Source organism: Oceanicaulis sp. MMSF_3324 (assembly GCF_030733545.1).
Classification (GTDB): Bacteria; Pseudomonadota; Alphaproteobacteria; order Caulobacterales; family Maricaulaceae; genus Oceanicaulis.
On record NZ_JASHIU010000003.1, the window covers coordinates 62,236 to 81,924 of the forward strand.

21 protein-coding genes are annotated in these 19,689 nt (G+C 62.1%); 10 read left to right on the top strand and 11 right to left on the bottom strand.

The genetic code is table 11. The annotated features are described in order from the left end of the window. Nucleotides 1-2: 2 nt before the first annotated feature. Together rpoZ and folK are read right to left on the bottom strand one after the other, a co-directional pair. The gene (gene rpoZ, locus RBA95_RS04740; RefSeq protein ID WP_306015662.1) at nt 3-380 is read right to left on the bottom strand and encodes a DNA-directed RNA polymerase subunit omega; all 378 of its coding nucleotides are present in this window, start codon (nt 378-380) and stop codon (nt 3-5) included. 49 nt (nt 381-429) lie between these two features. After that, nucleotides 430-1,023, bottom strand: a complete 594-nt coding sequence (folK, locus tag RBA95_RS04745) for a 2-amino-4-hydroxy-6-hydroxymethyldihydropteridine diphosphokinase (RefSeq protein ID WP_306015663.1) — start codon at nt 1,021-1,023, stop codon at nt 430-432. A 4-nt stretch (nt 1,024-1,027) separates the two neighbouring features. Between folK and RBA95_RS04750 the strand changes: the two genes are divergently transcribed. Then, on the top strand, nt 1,028-1,600 hold the full coding sequence (locus RBA95_RS04750; RefSeq protein WP_306015664.1) for an NYN domain-containing protein: 573 nt from the start codon (nt 1,028-1,030) through the stop codon (nt 1,598-1,600). Then, the gene (locus RBA95_RS04755; protein WP_306015665.1) at nt 1,590-2,252 is read left to right on the top strand and encodes a uracil-DNA glycosylase; all 663 of its coding nucleotides are present in this window, start codon (nt 1,590-1,592) and stop codon (nt 2,250-2,252) included. The genes RBA95_RS04750 and RBA95_RS04755 overlap by 11 nt, the downstream gene beginning before the upstream one ends. A 17-nt stretch (nt 2,253-2,269) precedes the next feature. Here RBA95_RS04755 and smpB read toward each other — a convergent pair whose 3' ends face one another. Together smpB and dapA are read right to left on the bottom strand one after the other, a co-directional pair. After that, a complete protein-coding gene (smpB, locus tag RBA95_RS04760; protein WP_306015666.1) occupies nt 2,270-2,740 on the bottom strand; it encodes an SsrA-binding protein SmpB in 471 nt (156 codons plus the stop codon). Further along, nucleotides 2,737-3,609 carry a 4-hydroxy-tetrahydrodipicolinate synthase gene (gene dapA, locus RBA95_RS04765; RefSeq protein WP_306015667.1) on the bottom strand — a complete coding sequence of 291 codons (873 nt, stop codon included), beginning with the start codon at nt 3,607-3,609 and terminating at the stop codon, nt 2,737-2,739. Before dapA ends, smpB begins: the two co-directional genes overlap by 4 nt. Nucleotides 3,610-3,756: 147 nt before the next feature. Between dapA and RBA95_RS04770 the strand changes: the two genes are divergently transcribed. Further along, the gene (locus tag RBA95_RS04770) at nt 3,757-5,934 is read left to right on the top strand and encodes a lytic transglycosylase domain-containing protein (protein ID WP_306015668.1); all 2,178 of its coding nucleotides are present in this window, start codon (nt 3,757-3,759) and stop codon (nt 5,932-5,934) included. Between the two features lie 4 nt (nt 5,935-5,938). On the opposite strand, the gene RBA95_RS04775 is transcribed toward RBA95_RS04770, so the two are convergent. Then, nucleotides 5,939-6,919 (bottom strand): threonine/serine dehydratase, encoded by a 981-nt coding sequence (locus tag RBA95_RS04775; RefSeq protein WP_306015669.1) that lies wholly within the window; start codon nt 6,917-6,919, stop codon nt 5,939-5,941. Nucleotides 6,920-7,070: 151 nt separating this feature from the next. On the opposite strand from RBA95_RS04775, the gene RBA95_RS04780 reads away from it, so the two are divergent. From RBA95_RS04780 to RBA95_RS04790, 3 genes are all read left to right on the top strand, one after another. After that, nucleotides 7,071-8,702: a long-chain-fatty-acid--CoA ligase gene (locus RBA95_RS04780; RefSeq protein ID WP_306015670.1), complete on the top strand. Its 1,632-nt coding sequence runs from the start codon at nt 7,071-7,073 to the stop codon at nt 8,700-8,702. A 137-nt stretch (nt 8,703-8,839) separates the two neighbouring features. After that, entirely contained in the window at nt 8,840-9,022 is a 183-nt protein-coding gene (locus tag RBA95_RS04785) for a superinfection immunity protein (RefSeq protein WP_306015671.1), read from the top strand. 69 nt (nt 9,023-9,091) lie between these two features. Then, nucleotides 9,092-10,504, top strand: coding sequence for a methyl-accepting chemotaxis protein (locus RBA95_RS04790; RefSeq protein ID WP_306015672.1), 1,413 nt, complete (start codon nt 9,092-9,094; stop codon nt 10,502-10,504). A gap of 57 nt (nt 10,505-10,561) precedes the next feature. On the opposite strand, the gene RBA95_RS04795 is transcribed toward RBA95_RS04790, so the two are convergent. From RBA95_RS04795 to RBA95_RS04805, 3 genes are all read right to left on the bottom strand, one after another. Beyond that, entirely contained in the window at nt 10,562-11,230 is a 669-nt protein-coding gene (locus RBA95_RS04795; protein ID WP_306015673.1) for a nitroreductase family protein, read from the bottom strand. 47 nt (nt 11,231-11,277) lie between these two features. Then, nucleotides 11,278-12,312, bottom strand: a complete 1,035-nt coding sequence (gene tdh, locus RBA95_RS04800; protein WP_306015674.1) for an L-threonine 3-dehydrogenase — start codon at nt 12,310-12,312, stop codon at nt 11,278-11,280. Between the two features lie 107 nt (nt 12,313-12,419). Beyond that, nucleotides 12,420-12,776: a winged helix-turn-helix transcriptional regulator gene (locus tag RBA95_RS04805; protein ID WP_371933587.1), complete on the bottom strand. Its 357-nt coding sequence runs from the start codon at nt 12,774-12,776 to the stop codon at nt 12,420-12,422. 123 nt (nt 12,777-12,899) lie between these two features. On the opposite strand from RBA95_RS04805, the gene gstA reads away from it, so the two are divergent. The 4 genes from gstA to RBA95_RS04825 all read left to right on the top strand — a co-directional run bounded on the left by gstA (nt 12,900) and on the right by RBA95_RS04825 (nt 14,630). Then, the gene (gene gstA / locus RBA95_RS04810; protein WP_371933590.1) at nt 12,900-13,508 is read left to right on the top strand and encodes a glutathione transferase GstA; all 609 of its coding nucleotides are present in this window, start codon (nt 12,900-12,902) and stop codon (nt 13,506-13,508) included. Beyond that, the gene (locus RBA95_RS04815; RefSeq protein ID WP_306015677.1) at nt 13,508-13,891 is read left to right on the top strand and encodes a nuclear transport factor 2 family protein; all 384 of its coding nucleotides are present in this window, start codon (nt 13,508-13,510) and stop codon (nt 13,889-13,891) included. The genes gstA and RBA95_RS04815 overlap by 1 nt, the downstream gene beginning before the upstream one ends. Next, entirely contained in the window at nt 13,891-14,112 is a 222-nt protein-coding gene (locus RBA95_RS04820; protein WP_306015678.1) for a 4-oxalocrotonate tautomerase family protein, read from the top strand. The genes RBA95_RS04815 and RBA95_RS04820 overlap by 1 nt, the downstream gene beginning before the upstream one ends. Nucleotides 14,113-14,183: 71 nt before the next feature. Further along, on the top strand, nt 14,184-14,630 hold the full coding sequence (locus RBA95_RS04825) for a DMT family transporter (protein ID WP_306015679.1): 447 nt from the start codon (nt 14,184-14,186) through the stop codon (nt 14,628-14,630). Here the strand turns inward: RBA95_RS04825 and RBA95_RS04830 are convergent. From RBA95_RS04830 to RBA95_RS04840, 3 genes are all read right to left on the bottom strand, one after another. Continuing rightward, on the bottom strand, nt 14,627-15,832 hold the full coding sequence (locus RBA95_RS04830; RefSeq protein WP_306015680.1) for a glycine C-acetyltransferase: 1,206 nt from the start codon (nt 15,830-15,832) through the stop codon (nt 14,627-14,629). The two genes, RBA95_RS04825 and RBA95_RS04830, sit on opposite strands and share 4 nt — an antisense overlap. Nucleotides 15,833-15,870: 38 nt before the next feature. After that, nucleotides 15,871-17,517, bottom strand: a complete 1,647-nt coding sequence (locus tag RBA95_RS04835; protein WP_306015681.1) for a thiamine pyrophosphate-dependent enzyme — start codon at nt 17,515-17,517, stop codon at nt 15,871-15,873. Nucleotides 17,518-17,608: 91 nt separating this feature from the next. Further along, nucleotides 17,609-19,555: a TonB-dependent receptor gene (locus RBA95_RS04840; RefSeq protein ID WP_306015682.1), complete on the bottom strand. Its 1,947-nt coding sequence runs from the start codon at nt 19,553-19,555 to the stop codon at nt 17,609-17,611. Between the last annotated feature and the right edge of the window lie 134 nt (nt 19,556-19,689).

The window sequence follows — 19,689 nt, forward strand, 5'->3', positions numbered from 1 at the left end:
GCTTAAAGTCGGCCGTCAGCCGGGCCGTCACGGTCAGACTGCAGCGCCTTCAGCATGGCGGTTTCGTCCATTTCAGGCGCAGGCAGCGCCGGAGCGGCAGGCGCTTCAGTTTGCGGCACGCGCTCTTCAATGCCGCCTTCGTCATCATCGGACGGGATGACGCGCTGCAGACCGGACACCAGGCTTTCACCCAGCGTCTCGAGGTCCAGCTTCTCGTCAGCAATCTCACGCAGCGCCACGACCGGGTTCTTGTCGTTGTCACGATCCAGGGTCAGCTCCGCGCCGGCGGAGATGTTACGGGCGCGATGCGCGGCCAGAAGAACCAGACGGAACCGGTTATCGACCTTCTCGATGCAATCTTCGACGGTAACGCGAGCCATGCCGGGGGGCGCTCCTTGAATACGTAAGAGTTGAAAGAGTGCTGATAGCTTAACTGGCCGCCCGCTTCAACCTGTACGACGCAGCATCAAGCACCCCGCCCGCAGGGCGACAGTCCTTGCGGTCATGCCAGCTGAGCCGACCGATCAAGCGGTCTATGTCCATGCCCGTATCGGGCGCTCGCCAGTGTGGCGCAATCTCCCGCAGAGGCAAGAGCACGAAAGCGCGATACTGAACCCTGGGATGGGGCAATGTCAGCTCGAAGGCGCTCTCTGGCCTGAGCACGCTTCCCTTGTAATCAATCAGATCTAGATCGAGCGTTCTGGGCGCATTGCGTATGGAACGCTCGCGCCCGCAAGCCGTTTCGACTGTGTGCAGGATCTGCATCAGACGGTGAGGATCATCGCCTGACCAGGCGATTTGCGCAGCAGCGTTCAGAAAGGGAGGCAAGGACGGGTCCGGCCAGGCCGGCGTTCGCCATGGACGCGAGCAAGACAGGAGGCGAACCCCATGTCGCCCTAATAACCCCAATGCACGACGCAGGTTTTCAAACGGCGTGCAACGACGGTAATGTTGATTGGCTCCCAGGGCGATGAATATTCCTGGCTGAGCCTTATTCCCGCTTAAAGATTGTTGGAAAGGCATAGATATGACCTTCTACCCGAACGAGAAGCTCGGATTGTTCATAGATGGCGCAAACTTGTATTCGGCTGCGCGAAACCTTGATTTCGACATCGATTACAAACGCCTACTGGAAGAGTTTCGTAAGCGCGGTCGCCTTATTCGCGCCAATTACTACACCGCTTTGATTGAAAGCGAAGAGTACACGCCCATCCGCCCCCTGATCGACTGGCTTGATTACAACGGCTTCAAGGTCATCACGAAGGCGGCCAAGGAGTTCACCGACGATTCCGGTCGTCGCCGCATCAAGGGCGATATGGATGTCGATCTGGCCATCGATGTCATGGAAGCCGCCGATTACCTCGATCACATCGTGCTGTTCTCTGGGGATGGCGACTTCAAGAAAGTGGTCGAGGCTGTGCAGCGCAAGGGCGTGCGGGTGTCGGTCGTCTCCACCCTGAAATCATCCCCGCCCATGGCCTCGGATGAACTGCGTCGCCAGGCGGACACTTTCATCGAGCTGCAGGATCTGGGCAAGCTGGTCGGCCGTGAACGTCGTCAGCGTGATTATGACGACGCCGACACTGACGATGACGAATAGGACGATCCCGGCAGAGCCCGCGCCTGATTGCGCGCTCTGCCCGCGACTGGTCGCGTATCGCCTTGAAAACATCGCGGCCGAGCCGGACTGGTTCAACGGCGCCGTTCCCAGCTTCGGGGACGACGCCGCCCGTCTGCTCGTGGTCGGGCTGGCTCCTGGTCGCGGCGGCGCAAACCGCACGGCTCGCCCGTTTACCGGCGACTGGGCCGGCGATCTCCTTTATCCGACGCTTGACGCCTTCGGCTTTTCCAGGGGCCCGTTTCAACCCGACGGCCAGGATGATCTGCGCCTTGTGGACGCCATGATCACCAATGCCGTGCGTTGTGTCCCGCCGCAAAACAAGCCCATTGGCGCGGAAATGAACAATTGCCGCCCCTTCCTGACCGCACGCATCACCGCCCTGCCCCGGCTGACCACCCTGATCTGTCTGGGACGGGTCGCGCACGAGAACACGCTCAAGGCGCTCGGCTACAAGCAATCGGCGTTCAAGTTCGCCCATGGCGCACGCCATGACGTGGACGGTCCCAATGGCCCGCTCGCCCTCTTCGACAGCTATCACTGCTCACGCTACAACACGAACACCGGGCGGCTGACCGAAGCCATGTTCCATGACGTGTTCCGCGCAGCGAGAACGCATATCGATGCACGCTGAGGCAGCTTAGCGTTCGTTTAGCCGAAGGTTTTCATCAGGCGCGACTTCTGGCGCTGCCAGTCACGCTCTTTCTTCGTCTCGCGCTTGTCCACGGTCTTCTTGCCCTTGGCGAGCGCGATCTGGAGCTTGGCGATGCCGCGTTCGTTGAAATACATGCGCAGCGGCACGACCGTCCGACCCTCGCGCGCCACAGAACCGGCGATCTTGTTGATTTCCTTCTTTTTCAGAAGGAGCTTCCGACGGCGACGGGGATTGTGGTTGAAGCGATTGCCATGATCGTAGGGCGGGATATCCGAATTGATCAGATAGACCTCGCCATCTTCGGGACTCACATAGGACTCGGCGATATTGGCCTTCCCCGCTCGCAGCGATTTCACCTCGGTTCCGACTAGCTGGATCCCGGCCTCGAACGTGTCCTCGATCTCGTAATCGAAACGCGCGCGCCGATTAACGGCGACCAGTCCGGCATCCTCTTTTTTCTTGCTCATATCAGACCACAGCCTTCCATCGCCGTGCGAACCCGGGCTTTCACATCGTCAGGGCATTCCACCAGCGGAAGCCGGACTTCCTCTTCGCACAGGCCCAGAAGCGACAGCGCATATTTGCTGGGCCCCGGGCTGGGCGCAGCGAACAGCGCTTCATGTAAAGGCTGCAGCGTGTCGTTCAATGTGCGCGCCTCGTCCCAGCGGCCTTCCAGACAGGCCGTCTGGAACTTCGCGCACAAATCGGGCGCGACATTGGCGCTGACCGAAATCGCGCCGTGCCCGCCATGGGCGTTATAACCCAGGGCCGAGGCGTCATCGCCGGACAACTGGATAAAGCTCTCACCGATCAGATTGCGATGGCGCGTCACCCGGGACATGTCCGCCGTCGCATCCTTCACGCCGACGATATTGGGATGCCGCGCCATCTGCGCCATGGTTTCCGGCGTAATGTCGACGATCGACCGACCGGGAATGTTGTAGACAAAGATCGGCAGAGCCACGGCGTCGGCGATGGCCGTGAAGTGCGCCAGAATCCCGGCCTGGGACGGCTTGTTGTAATACGGCGCGACGACCAGGCCCGCATCCGCCCCGGTCTCCTTGGCGTGCTGCTGGAACTGGACGGACGTCGCTGTCGAATTCACGCCCGTGCCCGCCATCACCGGAACCCGGCCGCCCGCCACCTCAACGCACAGCTCGACCACGCGCAGGCGCTCTTCCTGGGTCAGGGTCGGGGTTTCGCCCGTCGTGCCTGCGGGCACCAGGGCATGCGTGCCGGCCGCGATCTGGCGCTCAATCAGGGCTGCGAAGGCCTTCTCGTCAACGGCGCCGTTCTTGAATGGGGTGACCAGCGCTGTCATGGAGCCTTTGAACATGGGGCAAACCTTCATCGGAACTTCAAATTCTGGCGCGGACCATACGCGGGCCGCCGATTTGCGCCAAGTGCAGAGGACAACCATGGACAGCAGCGTGCACTTGGCTCACCCTGATCCTCATCTGGCTCTTACATAGGACGTTCAGCCGTGACTTCGACTCGCGCCGCGCTGCTCCTGCTCGCCCTTGCCCTGCCCTTGTCCGCCGCTGACGCGCAAACGCCGTCTCCGCGTCTGAAACCGGCCGTTCCCAACCATTCACTGGTGCTGAATGACGCCGATTTCACCGCGTTCCGACACGGCATGCGTGATGCGGATGACGATGATTGGGCCGCTGTCCGCCAGGCGATCATGACGCTCGAAAACCCGGTGGCCGATCACATCCTGCTGTGGCGCGTGGCGGTGAGTGATGCGCGCGCCCCCTTCTCCGATCTCGACCGCGCCATTGATGAGCTCGAAGGCTGGCCGCGCCACGCCTCCATCCGGCGCGAAGCGGAATGGAAGATCGAGGATTCAGGGCTCAGCCCGGCGCTGATCGTGGCCTGGTTCGAGGATCGCGAGCCGGTGACCGGAGAAGGCCGGATCGCCCTGGGCGAAGCGCTGATCGAGCTGGGACGCGCCGATGAAGGGGCTGAACAGATCAGGACCGCCTGGCGCACCCAGACCATGCGCCTGTCCAACCAGAATGAGGTGCTGCGCGAGCATGGCAACATATTGAGCGATGAAGATCACGCCGCGCGCGTGGACTTCCTGCTCTGGGCCGGACAACGCACCTCCGCCAGTCGTCTGCTGCCGCAGCTGAGCGCCGGTCAGCGCCGCGTGGCCGAGGCCCGCATCCGTCTCGCCAGCCGCTCCAGCGGCGTGGACAGCGCTGTCGCCGCGGTGCCGGACTCTCTCACCAACACGCCGGGGCTAGTCTATGAACGCGCCCGCTGGCGGCGTCAGCGCGGGCTCGACACCTCGTTGGAACTGCTGCTGGAGCTGCCTGACAGTTACACCAACAGCTCGGCGCTGGAATCCATGTGGACCGAGCGCAAGCTGATGATCCTGGACCTGATCCGCGATCAGGATTTCGAGACCGCCTATGAACTCGCCGCCGCCAACGGCATGGAAAGTGGTGTGGATTTCGCCGACGCCGAATTTCTGGCGGGCTGGCTGGCGCTGACCAAGCTCGACCAGCCCGGTGTGGCGTTTGATCATTTCGACCGGCTTGAAGACGGTGTAACCACCCCCGTATCAACATCGCGCGCGCTCTATTGGCAGGGCCGGGCCGCCGAAGCCGCCGGCGAACTGGAGATCGCTTCAGAGCGCTTTGAAGCCGCCGCAGGCTATCCCACGGCGTATTATGGCCAGCTCGCCATCCTCGCGCTGGGTCCGGATGCCGCACAGCTTGACCTGCCGCCCGATCCGCAACCCAGCGAAGAAGCGCGCGCCGCGTTCAACGCCCGTCCGGAAATCCAGGCGCTGCGCCTTCTGGCGGAGGTCAATGCGGACTATCTTTTCCGGGTCTTCATGTACCATTTCGATGACGAGATGCAGACGCCTGAAGAACAGGCCATGCTGACCGACATCGCCCTGGAATACCTCCAGATTCGCCAGGCCGTGCGGGCTGCGAAAGCGGGCCGCCTGCAGGGCATGATCCTGGCCGAGCGCGCCTATCCGATGATTGATCTGCCCGAGTCCGCGCCGGTCTCTCCCGAAGCCGCGCTGACCTATTCTGTGATCCGTCAGGAAACCGAGTTTGATCCGCAGGCCATCTCCGGCGCGGGCGCACGCGGGCTGATGCAGATGATGCCGGCGACAGCGCGCCAGACCGCGCGTCAGCTGGACCTGCCCTACAGCTTCCACTGGCTGACCGATGATCCGAACTACAATCTGACGCTCGGCATGGCGCACCTGCAGGAAGTCGTTACCGATTACGAAGGCTCGCTCGTCATGGCGCTCGCCGCCTATAATGCGGGCGGGCATCGCGTGCGGCGCTGGGTCAGAAATTACGGCGACCCGCGCACGGACGACATCGACCCGATCGACTGGGTGGAATCCATCCCGTTCTCGGAAACGCGCAATTATGTTCAGCGCATCATCGAGAACCTTCAGGTCTATCGCGCCCGTCTCAATGACGGGCTGACCACGCCGCTGAACATCACCGAAGACATGTCGGGTCAGTTTGCGCGCGACCTGCCGGCCTTGCCCGATGATTTCGTCGCGGCCTTGCGTGAAGCACAGGCGGCCGAAGCGGCCATGGAAGAGACCGATCCGGCTCAGGGACCGGACGCGCCGGTTCTCACCCTGCCTGAAGACGGCGAAGACGGCGGCGCGGAGCGTTGAGGCGCTAGCTGGACAGCGCCTGCTTGAAGACGGCGCTGTCCACATTGCCGCCGGTCAGGACGATCACCGTCGTCTTGTCCTTCACATCAACCTTGCCGGACAGAACGGCCGCCAGGGCCGCGGCGCCGCCCGGCTCCAGCACCAGCTTGAGCGTTTCAAAGCCGAGACGCACCGCCTGCAACGCCTCAAGGTCGCTGATGACGCCAATGTCCGCCAGGCGCGGCTGGTTGATCGCATAGGTCAGCTCACCCGGCGTTTCGGTCAGCAGCGCATCACACAGCGATCCGCCCTTGCGCGTATTGACGACCTTGTCCCCGCTGGCGAGCGAGCGCGCATGGTCATCAAAGCCTTCAGGTTCGGCGCCATAGATCTTGGTTGAAGGCGACAGCGCCTCGGCGGCGAGATTGATCCCGGCGATCAGACCGCCGCCACCGACACAGCAGACCAGCTGGTCTGCCTGAATATCCTGCGCCTTCAGGGTTTCGAAGATCTCCAGGCCCGACGTCCCCTGCCCGGCGATCACGTCCGGATGGTCATAGGACGGGATCAACGCAGCGCCGCTTTGGGCGCACAGCGCTTCGGCGATCTCGACCCGGCTCTCGGTTTCGCGATCATAGGCGCGGATTTCAGCGCCCCGCTCCAGAACGCCCGCCTTCTTCACCTCCGGCGCATCCTCCGGCATCACGATGACGGCCTTGATACCCAGAATGCGGGCGGCCTCGGCGACGCCCTGGGCGTGATTGCCGGACGAGAAGGCGACCACGCCGGCCCGCCTTTGCGATTCGCTCAACTTCGAGAGCGCATTGAACGCGCCGCGAAACTTGAAGGTGCCGGTGCGTTGAAGGCATTCCGCTTTTAAAAATATTCGTCCGCCCATCCGGGCATCGAGAGCGGGATTGGTCAGGAGCGGAGTGAGAACCGCCTGATCTTTCAAGCGTGCGGCAGCTGCACGAACATCTTCGAACACGGGAAGCGGATGCGTCATGGATACAAAGCCTTTCGCGGAGTTGTGCAGCTGCAAGAAACTGATGTGAAAGGGATTGCGTAGTGCGCTTTCGAGCCTTTTGATAGAGCCAACAACAAAACGAACCGGCATGTGATCGAACACATGTCAGGTGACAGGGGAGGAATACGACATGCTACGCGGTCAGATGATGAACCGTCCGCTGATGATTGCGGACATCCTGCGCCATGCGGCGCTGAACCACGGTCAACGCGAGATCGTGTCCCGGCTGCCCGATACTGGCGAGATCCATCGCTATGGCTATGCCGACTGTTTCAAGCGCACCCAGAAGCTCGCCAATGTTCTGACAGGACCGCTGAAGGTGAAGCCGGGTGATCGGATCACCACCATCGCCTGGAACACGCACCGCCATATGGAGCTCTATTACGCCGTGTCCGGCGTGGGCGCTGTCGTTCATACCGCCAATCCGCGCCTGAGCCCCGAACAGCTCGCCTGGATCATTGATCACGCCAAGGCCAAGCATGTCTTTTTCGACGTCAGCTTCGCGCCGCTGGTGGATGCCGTCGCCAAGCATTGCAAGACCGTGAAGCGCTGGGTCGCCATGACCGGCGAAGCGACCAAGCCGGAGATGAAGACCAAGGTCGACATCTACGAAACCCTGCTCTCGAACGCGGACGATCATTTCGACTTCCCCGAATTCGACGAGAATGCCGCTGCGGGTCTTTGCTACACCTCCGGCACGACGGGAGATCCAAAGGGCGCGCTCTATTCGCATCGCTCCACGGTGCTGCACGCCATGGCGTGCTGCGCAGCCGACGCCATCGGCGTGGGCGCGTCCGGTGTTGTGATGCCGGTGGTTCCGATGTTCCACGTCAATGCCTGGGGCGTGCCCTATGCGGCGGCGATGGCGGGCGCAAAGCTCGTCATGCCGGGCGCACAGCTTGACGGTGAGAGCCTGCAGAACCTCATCGAAGGCGAGTCCGTCAACAATATCCTTGGCGTGCCGACCGTCTGGCTGGGTCTGCTGCAGTATCTGCGCGACAGCGGCAAACGCATCGACAGCGTCGACAAGGTGCTGATGGGCGGCTCGGCCATGCCCGAAGCGCTGATGCGCGCCTATCAGGACGAGTATGACGTCGAGATGCAGCAAGGCTGGGGCATGACCGAGATGAGCCCGCTGGGGACAGTCGGCAAACTCCTGCCCAAGCACGAAGAGCTGACCGAGGACGAAAAGGTCGGCATCAAGCTCAAGCAGGGCCGCCTCCTGTTCGGCGTGGACATGCGCACCGTGGATGATGACGGCAATGTCCTGCCGCGCGACGGCCAGTCCTCCGGCCATATCCATGTGCGCGGCCCCTGGATCATCGACAGCTATTATCGCGGCGCCGGCCCGGACAGCTTCACTGATGACGGCTGGTTCAAGACCGGCGATGTCGGCCATATCGACCAGGATGGCTACATGACCATCACGGACCGCTCCAAGGACGTCATCAAGTCCGGCGGCGAGTGGATCAGCTCGATCGATCTGGAAAACGCCGCCATGGGCCATCCCGATGTGGCGATGGCTGCGGCTGTGGGCATGCCCCACCCCAAATGGCAGGAGCGTCCGCTTCTGGTCATCCAGCCCAAGCCGAACACAAACCCCACCGCGGACTCCATTCGCGATTATCTCGCAACCCGGGTCCCCAAATGGTGGCTGCCCGACGGCGTCGAGTTCATCGACGAGATGCCGATCGGCGCGACAGGCAAGATCCTGAAGACCAAGCTGCGCGAAATCTACAAGGACTACACCTTCCCTGAATAGGCTCAGGCCATATCAGGCTTCTGAAACCCCGGCGCTCCGCGTCGGGGTTTTTTGTGTCGGCCAACCTTACAAACTCGTCACTTGAAGTCTGACGGGCGCACCCCCACATTTATCGACAAACAATAAGGAGGTTGGTCATGGAAGTCATGGTTCTGCTTGCGTTGCTGCATTTTCTGCCCACGGTGATTGCGCTGCTGCGCGGACACCACAACAGCTTCGCGATCTTTTTGACGAATTTGCTGCTGGGCTGGACCGTAATCGGCTGGATCATCGCCCTGATCTGGTCCTTTACGGCAGTGGCGCGTCCCGTCCGCGCCTGATGGCAAAGATAAACGCGGCGTTTACCAACTGAGCGTTACCCCTATCGCATAGATCATACGGGGACATTCATGCTCAGCTTCGGTCGCAAACCTGCCGCGAATGCGTCGGCCCAATCTGCATCCGCTCCAGCGGCGGCTTCTCATCCATCTGATTGGACCGACGCGCTTGCGGTCGCCATCGCCGACATCAAGTCGGGACGGCAGCCGGATCTGAGCGCACTACCGCCCAAGGCGCAAAGCGCTCTGGCGGATCTGTCTGATGAGCTGAAAAAGCGCAACGCCGCAGAACTGGAGCGCACCGTTAACGCCTCGGTTCAGAATTCCAATGCGATGGCGGCAGTGTCACGTGCTACCGGCGAAGTGCGCAAGATGGACACCCACGTCTCGGGCATGTCCAAAGCGGTCGAAGAGCTCGACTTCTCGATCCACTCCATCACCAAGCTCGCCAATAGCGGCGCCGAATCGCTTAGCGCCTGCGTGGAGCAATCCCAGACAGGTCTGGACGCCGTGCGTCTGACCCGATCTGAAACCGAACAGCTTGGCGGCGCCTTTGAAACCATCACCGGACGCGTGACCGATCTTGAGCAGGCTTCGCGTCAGATCGCCGAGATCGTCGACACCATCGCCGCCATCGCCGACCAGACCAATCTTCTGGCCCTGAATGCGACCATCGAAGCAGCGCGCGCCGGTGAAGCCGGTCGCGGTTTCGCGGTTGTGGCAGGTGAAGTGAAAGCACTGTCGGGCCAGACGGCGAAAGCCACCGAGGATATCCGTCAGCGCATGGATCATTTGCAGCAGCAGGTGGGCGCCATCACCGAAGCGGTCTCGAACTCCTCCGGGTCGGTTCAGGAAGGCATCAATGCGGCGAACGCCTCTGAAAACGCGGTCAACTCCGTCACCGACACCATGCGTGAAAGCGCGCGCATCGTCTCCGAGATCGCCAGCCTGATCACCGAGCAATCAAGCGCCACCACAAACCTGTCGAGCTCGGTCACCGAAATCGCGAGCGGAGCCACCCGCGCCCGCGAGCGTGTCGAGCACGTAGTTGAAGCCAGCGCCGGGACAGAGTCGACCATTGGCCAGACGCTGGCGGCGCTGAGCGAACGCAATATCGAGAACTTTGTCCTGCATTGCGCCAAATCCGACCACCTGCTCTGGAAGAAACGCCTCAACAGCATGCTCGTGGGCGCGACCGAGCTGAGCGAGAGCGAACTGTCCGATCATCGCTCCTGCCGCCTGGGCAAATGGTATGAGAACGCCCGTCAGGACTATGGTCACATCCCGGCCTTCCAGGCGATCGAGCCGCCGCACGCCAAGACCCATGAATGCGGCAAGCGCGCCGCGCGACTGTGCGCCCAAGGCGACTACGCGGGCGCAGAATCAGCGGTTGAAGAGATGGAAGCGTCCTCAGAAGACGTGCTCAACGCATTGGACCGTCTCATTGGCGAGTTGAGCAGCGGCTCCGTCCGCCAAGCCTCCTGATCACATAGGCCTCAATGAAAAGGGCGGCGGGTCAGCCCGCCGCCCTTTTTGTATTCGCTATCGAAAATCGCTGATCTCGGAGAGCGCCTTTTTCTGAAGCGCATGCAGCGGCACCTGGGCGCCCTCCTGTGGATAGCCACAGACGACCAGCATCATCGGCTTTTCAGTTGAAGGCCGTTCACACAGCTCGGTCAGAAAGCCCATCGGGTTGGGCGTATGAGTCAAGGTCGCCAAGCCCGCCTGGTGCAGGCTTGCGATGAGCAATCCGCAGGCGATTCCAACGCTTTCAGAGACATAATAGTTCTTCCGGTCATCGCCGGGCTTTGGCCCGCCGCGACGCTGGGCGAAGACGGCGATGATCCAGGGCGCGGTTTCCAGAAACGGCTTGCTGGCGTCCGTGCCGAGCGGTTCGAGCGCTTCAAGCCATTCCGCGCTGGCCTTGCCCTCGTAAAAGGCGCGCTCTTCCGCTTCTGCCGCCTCGCGCAATTGCGTGCGCAACGGCCCCTGCCCCAGGGCGGTAAAGTGCCAGGGCTGGTGATTGGCGCCGTTGGGCGCTGTGCCCGCCGTCAGGATCGCCGTCTCGATGATCTCACGCGGCACGGGCCGATCGGAGAAGTCACGCACGGTACGACGCTGACGCATGGTGTCATAGAACGCCTCCGCCCGCGCGCGCATTTCGGCTTGGGGCAGTTCGGAAAACTCAAGCGGGGTTACGGGATGGGTCATTTGTCTATTCTTATCGCACGGACACAAAAGCGCCACTCACGAAATGATCAAACCTGCGTCCAGTCGAGGATCACCTTGCCCGCCTTGCCCGAGCGCATGGCGTCAAAGCCGGTCTGGAAGTCGGTCGCCGGCAGGCGGTGTGTGATGAGCTGGCTGACATCGAGGCCGGACTGCAGCATGGCCAGCATCTTGTGCCACGTCTCGAACATTTCCCGGCCATAGATCCCCTTGAAGGTGATCGCCCGCATGATCAGGCTGCCCATATCGAGATTGAACGGCTTGCCGGGCAGGCCCAGCATGGCGATCTTGCCGCCCATCACCATGTTCTCGACCATCTGGTTGAAGGCCGGTTCCGCGCCGGACATTTCAAGGCCGACATCAAAGCCTTCGGTCATCTTCAGGCGCGCGCGCACATCCTTGAGGTCATCTTTGGTGGTGTTCACCGGAACAGCGGTCGGGCAGACCTTTTCCAAGAGCGCCAGACGGTCGGGATTGATGTCGGTCACCGCGATATGGCGCGCGCCGCAATGACGCGCGACCGCAGCGGCCATGATGCCGATCGGCCCTGCGCCAGTGATCAGCACGTCTTCCCCCACGAGATCAAAGGCGGTGGCGGTGTGAACCGCATTGCCCAGCGGATCAAGAAAGGCCGCCTGCTCCATCGCGACTTCATCAGGCAGCGGCACCACATTGAACGCCGGGATGACGAGATATTCGGCGAACGCGCCGGGCATGTTCACGCCCACGCCCTTGGTGTCCGGATCGAGATGGAAGCGACCGGCGCGCACGGCGCGCGACTTCTCGCCCACCACATGCCCTTCGCCCGACACGCGCATGCCCGGGGTGACCCGGGTGACGTCCGCGCCAACTTCCTCGATCACGCCGCCAAACTCATGGCCGACGACCATGGGCACGGGCACGTTTTTTTGCGCCCAGCTGTCCCAGTTGTAGATATGCACGTCGGTGCCGCAGATGGCGGTGTTGTGCACACGGATCAGGACATCGTCCGGCCCGATGACCGGCTTGTCGACCTCCTGCAACCACAGACCTTCTTCGGCTTTGGCTTTGACGAGGGCTTTCATGAGGGGGCTCCCAGGTTGAGAGGTGGACGTCTCGGCTCGGTTTGATCACGCCGCGCGCCGAAAGAAAAGCGCTTTGCCTGACTCTGCGCCTCTCCCCGCCTGGAGCTTCATGACGTCTGCACCTGTCGCTGTTTGAGACGATGCCCGACATGAACGATGGCATCGAGGGCGGGCAGTAGCTCAGCTCCCAGATCGGTCAACTCGTACTCGGTTGAAGGCGGGGATGTATCGCGCACATGCCGCACCAACACGCCTCGCCCTTCGAGTTCGGAGAGCCGTGTAGACAACACCTTGGCGGAAATGGGTGGAATATCGGCGCGCAGCTCGCTGAACCGGCGCGGACCTGCCCGCAAACACCAGATCACATTCGGCGCCCAGGCGCCGCTGATCACAGTCATGCATTCCGTCAGCATGCAGGGCTCAGGCGGGTTTGACGCCTTGTTATGGCGCATTTTGAGCGGCATTCGGAGATACCTCGTAACTGGCGGGTAACGCGAAAAGAGACGTTACCCTTGGTGACCTGGTTGTCAATGGAAACTCCAAGTCTCACCTTCCAAGCCTCGACCAACACAGCAGAGGCTGAAGCCATGAAACTGTATCTCTCCCCCGGCGCCTGTTCGCTCGCCAGCCATATGACGCTGCGAGAACTCGGCGCTGACTTTGACGTCATCCGTGTCGACACTCAGAGCGGTCAGACCGAGACGGGCGCTGACTACCGCGCGATCAATCCCAAGGGCTATGTTCCCTCGCTTGAACTGGATGAGGGTCAAATCCTCACCGAAGGCCCCGCCATCTTGCAATATCTGGCGGATACGCATCCTGAGGCTGAGCTGGCGCCGCCTCTGGGAACGCTCGAACGCGCCCGAATGCTCGAAGTGCTCACATTCACCTCTTCGGAATTGCACAAGGCGTTTTCCCCGCTCTTCCGCGCCAGCTCATCAGAGGCGATCAAAACGGATGCGCGAGCTGAGGTGAGCCGGAAAATGGCGTTTGTTGAGGCGCTACTGGCTGATGGGCGCGAACATGTAACCGGTGCGACCTACACAATCGCCGACGCTTATCTCTTCGTCGTCAGCAACTGGGCCCATTTCACCGGGATCGATCTCAACGCCTGGCCAAACCTGTCCGCCTTTGTGCAGCGGGTCTCGCAGCGCCCCGCAACACAGGCGGCGATGAAGGCTGAAGGTCTGATCTGATGAGCGCTCAGGACTATGCCGAGATCAGCAGCCTGATGCAGGCTTATGCGGACGGGCTCTACCACGCCGATAGCCAGGCCTTGCGCCAGGTGTTTCACCCGAACCTGGCCTATGTCTGCGCCACACCGGGCGATGAGTTGCATCTCGATCTTGAAGCTTACATGGCCCGGATCGACAAGCGCACGCCGCCTTCGCAAACCGGCGATGTTCGGGACGATCGGGTGCTCGAAATCAAACTCGCAACACCTCAACTGGCCCACGTCACCGCCTCGATGGCGCTCATGGGCCGCACCTATCTTGATCTGCTCACTTTACAACGCACGCCCGAAGGCTGGCGCATCGTGACCAAGGTGTTCAGCTATGTGCCAATGGAGAAGTCCTGATGCCTTACGTCAATATCAAGATCACCCAGGAGGGCGGACCTGAAGGCAAGGGCCCTTCTGATGCGGAGAAAGCCGAGCTGATCGCCGGCGTGACCGACTTGCTTCATCGCGTTCTGGGCAAGACCCCCGCGACGACCGTCGTGGTCATCGACGAGGCGCCTTTGGCCAATTGGGGCATTTCGGGCCTTCCCGTTGAAGAATACCGCCACTCAAGACGCTAAACGCCTGACGCCCGGACGGCCGCCAACCCAGAGCGCGCCGTCCGAGCCCGCGTATACCAAGAGAACGCCCAATGTCGCCTTACTCAGCCCTGATGGTCCTCGCCGGCCTGGGCATACCCGTGTTAGCGGCGCTCAATGCTGCTTTGGGCGCCAAGTTGGGGGCTCCGCCGCTAGCCGCCCTCATCCTCTTCATTGTCGCACTGTGCGTTACGCTGCCGGTGGTCATCATGACGCCGACACCGGCGCTGTCAGAGCTTTCACAGGCGCCCCGACACCTGTTTCTGGGCGGCGTATTCGTTGTCATCTACATTCTTTCAATAACATACGTAGCACCGAAGATCGGGGTGGGCGCCGCCATCTTCTGTGTCCTTCTCGGCCAGACGATGGGCGCCGCCCTGATCGATCATTTTGGTCTGTTCGGAGCGCAGCCAACCCCGCTTTCCCTCAATCGGGTGGCAGGTCTGGGCTTGATGGTCGCCGGACTCTGGCTCACTCAACGTGCGCCAGCCTCGGCCTAGATCACCCCCAGCTCCTTGCCGACCTTGGTGAAGGCGGCGACGGCGCGGTCGATCATCTCGGGCGTATGCGCGGCGCTCATCTGGGTGCGGATCCGGGCCTTGCCCTTGGGCACCACAGGATAGAAGAAGCCGATCACATAGACGCCCTCCTCCATAAGCTTGTCCGCCATCTGCTGGCTCAGGGCCGCATCGCCCAGCATGACCGGAATGATCGGGTGCTCGCCCGGCAGAAGATCAAATCCCGCCTCGGTCATGCCGCTGCGGAAACGCTTGGCGTTGTCAAACAGGCGCGCGCGCAGATCATCGCCCTCGCGCACCATTTCCAAAGCCTTGAGGCTGGCCCCCGCAATGGCCGGCGCCAGCGAGTTGGAGAACAGATAGGGGCGTGAGCGCTGACGCAGAATGTCGATCACCGGCTTCTTCGCGGCGGTGAACCCGCCCATGGCGCCGCCGAGCGCCTTGCCAAGCGTGCCGGTGATGATGTCCACCCGGCCCATGACGCCGCAATGCTCGTGCGTGCCGCGGCCCTTGGCGCCCATGAAGCCATGGGCGTGACAGTCATCCACCATGGTGAGCGCGTCATACTTGTCCGCCAGATCGCAGATATCCTTCAGATTGGCGATATAGCCGTCCATCGAGAACACGCCGTCGGTGACGATGAGGATGGTGCGCGCGCCATCCTCGCGGGCCTGTTTGAGCTGGGCCTCCAGGTCATTCATGTCCGAGTTGGCGTAGCGATAGCGCTTGGCCTTGCACAGACGCACGCCATCAATGATCGAGGCATGGTTGAGCGCGTCTGAAATGATCGCGTCTTCCGGGCCCAGAAGCGGTTCGAACACGCCGCCATTGGCGTCAAACGCCGCCGCATACAGGATCGCGTCTTCCTGGCCGGTGAAATCGGCGATGGCCGCTTCAAGCTCTTTGTGAACCTCCTGAGCGCCGCAAATGAAGCGCACCGACGCCACGCCATAGCCATAGCGATCCAGCGCGGTCTTGGCCGCATTGATCAGCTCGGGCCGGTTGGCGAGCCCCAGATAATTGTTGGCGCAGAAATTGAGGACATGGCGTTCGGCGCCATCGGTTCCGCGCACATCGATCTCGGAAAATTGCTGCGAGGTGATGGTGCGCTCGCGCTTGTAAAGACCATCCGCTTCGATCTCGGACAGGGTTTCGGTCAGGCGGTCATAAAAGCTCTGGGACATGGGTGGACTCCCGTTGGAAGAGCGAAACTGGAAAGAGTCTAGTTCAGCGACAGCGTTTTGCCCGGCGCAATATCGGCCAGGCTCTGTTTGACATGGATGAGCGCGGGCCGACCCGCATTTAAAGCCTCATCAAGCGCGGCGGCGAAGTCACCGGTCTTGTCGACATAATACCCGGCGCAGCCGCACGCCTCCGCCATCATCTTGAAGTCGGGATTGGCGAGGTCCGTGCCGCTGACCCGGCCCGGATAGGCGCGCTCCTGGTGCATGCGAATGGTGCCATAAGCGCCATTGTCAAAGACACAGACGACGATGTTCGCCCCGTGCTGGACCGCCGTCGCCAGCTCTGGCGCAGCCATCATGAAATCACCATCCCCGCACACCGCGATCACCGGACGGTCGGGACTGTGCAGCTTGGCGGCTATTGCGGCCGGCAGGCCGTAGCCCATCGCGCCCGAGGTCGGGGCCAGCTGGCTGGGGCAGCACTGGTGCACCCAGAAACGGTGCAGCCAGGCCGCAAAATTGCCGGCGCCATTGGTCATGATCGCCTGGCCGCCCATCTTCTCGGAGGTTTCGCGCCAGATGATCGACGGGTTCACATCGCCGGTCACCTCGACCGGCTCGATCCATGCGTCATAGGCGGCGCGGCACTGCTTGACCCAGTCAATACGCGCAGCGGCGCGCTGGGGCCTGGATGCGGCGTGGATCTCGCTCAGCGCCGGGCCGGCTTGGGCCGTCACCGCCAGCTTGGGCCGATAGACGCGGCCCAGCTCTTCACCGCCCGGATGAATATGGACCAGACGATCCGCCACCCCTTCAGGCACATCAAACAGGTCATAGCTCTGGGTGGTCATTTCCCCGAGACGCGGACCAATGGCGACGATCAAGTCGGAGTCTCGAAGCGCGCCCACCACGGCGGGGCATGCGCCAATGCCAGCCTCGCCGCCATAATGGGAATGCTTGTTATCAAACAAATGCTTGACGCGGAAACTTGTGATGATGGGGCAGTTCATCTGCTCGGCGAAGGCATGTAGCGCCTGCCGATCCTCATCGCGCCAGCCCGGCCCGCCCACCATGACGACCGGACGCTCGGCGGCGTCGATCATGGAAGCGATATCAGAGGCGGTGGAGGCTGACACTTCGCTGCGCGCCACAGGCAAAGCCGCCGCAGCAGGCGCGTCCGCAATCTCGGTCAGCATGTCTTCAGGCAGGCCCACCACGACCGGCCCCGGACGGCCGTGCATGGCCAGCGCGAAGGCGCGCATCATCATCTCGGGCACGCGGGCCGGGTCGCGGATCTCGAACGCGGCCTTGGCGAGACCGGCGAAGGCCTGGCCATAATCAAGTTCCTGGAACGCCTCGCGCCCTTCATCTTCACGCCGGACCTGTCCGACCAGAAGGATCATGGGCGTTGAGTCCTGAAGCGCAGTATGCACCCCCACCGCCGCCTGGGTGGCGCCCGGACCGCGGGTCACGAAACAGATTCCCGGCTTGCCCGTCAGCTTGCCATGGGCTTCGGCCATATTGGCTGCGCCCGCTTCATGGCGGCACTGGATGAAGGGGATGCCCGCATCCACCAGCGCATCAAGCGCGGCCAGATAACTCTCTCCGGGAACACCGAAAATCCGTTCAACGCCATTGGCGGACAAGGCGTCGATCAGGTGCTGGGCGCCGGTGCGGGAGGGCATGATGAGGTCTCCGAATTTGTGGACCCGATCTGCTACCGCGGTCCGGCCGTACAAGGCAAGCTCAGCTCATGCATGGCCAAGTCTGTGTGGTCTAGAAGTCCAGACGCGCCCTGACGCTGAATGTCCGGGGCTCGCCGGGGAAATATCTGTAGCGTCCGAAGGCGAAATCCGCGCGCTCGGCGTAACGCTCATCCAGCAGGTTCCGGACGGCCACAGTCAGAGCCAGGGTCTGGGTCAGCTGGTAATCGGTGCGCAGATTGAACAGGTCGTGGCCCTCATACAGCGCTGTATTGCCCGCATCGGCGAAATACTCGCCCAGATGAACCCATTCGAGCTCGGCCGTCAGCGCGGCTGTCGGCCGCCAGGTCGCTCTGATATTGGACATCCATTCGGGCGCCGTATCTATCCGGGCGCCTTTGCGGATGGTTTCAGAGCTGTTGGGCGCGCCGCCATCAAAATCATATTCATGGACCGCCCAGCTGACCGCCCCGGACAGACGGAGCTGGTCGGAGAGGCTCCAGACGCCCTCCGCCTCAATCCCGTGATGTCGAGTGCGCGCCCCCGTCACCGTCAGACCGTCCGCATCGCGCAGAATGACATTGTCCTTTTCCATGACATAGCCGGTGAGCTCCAGCTGGGTTCCCGGAGTGGGCGTGAAACGGATTCCCGTCTCCAGGCTGTCGAGCGTTTCAGGCTCGATGCCCTCAACACTTTGCCCTGGTTGAAGCCGATAAAGCTCGGCGGTCTGCGGCGCCCGGACGCCCCGTGCGGCGCGACCGAACACAGACACGCTGTCACTCACATCGAGGATCCAGCCCGCATGCGGAGCCAGCGTGTCAAAGGTGTCCTCACGGTCGGGCAAACGCAAATAACGCCCCACGGCGCCATCCGGGGCCGCATTGGCGTAGTCATAGTGCGTGGCTTCCCATCTCAAGCCCGCATCCAGGCGTAGTCTGGGCGTCAGCTGATGTTCGCCCATGACGAAAGCGGCATAGGTCCGGGAGTCGACCTCGTAATCATAGTGGAGCCCCTGAACAAAGGGCCCGAGCGTGGGTCGGGTCTGAAATTCCCGCAAAGCGCCTTGGGTAAAGTCCGCATCCAGACCCAAGCGAACCGTGCTTTGATCCAGCGTCCAGACGAGCGCGGATTGCAGGCCGACGGAATCATGCCCGCTGGTCTCAAGCGCTTCGGATGGCAAGAAGTGCATGCGGAATTGCATGTCGTTGCTGCGCGCAAACAGAACGGCCTGAGCGCTCAGCGTGTCAGAGAGCGGGCGTTCGAGATGCAGGGCCGCGCGCAAGGCGTGAGCGTTGCGAAAGGCTTCCGGATCGGAATTGCGACGTGACGCGGCCTCATCCTCATATGCCTTGAAGCCGCCCACATAGGTCGCGGTTTCCTGCTCCAGATCAATACCGGAAAACCGCAAGGACCATTCCGTCAGTCCCATCTGCCCATCCAGTCGCGTTTGCAAGGCGCGCCGATCCAGGGATGCATCTTCGCGCCAGCTATCCTCATGACGCAGGCTCAGCCCCAGCCAGCCGGCGCCGAAACGCGCCTGCCCGGCCAGTGAGCCCCGCAGAGCCGCCCGGCCATATGATCCGGCTTCAATCGTCAGATGCCGATCCGCTGTTTCGGGATCAGGGGTGAGCACATTCACCAACCCGTGAAGCGCGTTGGATCCGTAGGCGGCAGATCCGGGGCCGCGCACGACCTCGATCTGTCCGGCCAGGCCATCGGCGGCTTCAAACAACCCGTTCAGATTGGCGAATCCGGCGGCGCGAAGCGGCACGCCGTCTTCCAGATAGAGGAAGCTGCCCGCGCCCTGCCCGCCCGTGAGCACGGGGGACCGGATCGCCGTCAGGTGCTCGGCTCCGTTCCCCCGGTTCAGAAAGACGCCCGGCAAGCGATTGAGCGCCTCGCTCACATGATGCGCGCCCAGTCGGTCGATCTCGTCAGACGTCAGGACGGAGACAGACAGCGCATTGTGCTGCTTCAGGGTTTCGCTGCGCGTGCCTGTCACGACCACAACATCGCTCACCGAAGTCTCTGTTTGTGCGACCGCAGCACTGTCCGGATACGTCAGAAAAGCCCACACCGACGCGGAGCATAGAGCCATGGATCGAATGGGGCTGATCATCACATTGAAATCCTTGTCTGCTTTCGCTCCAACAT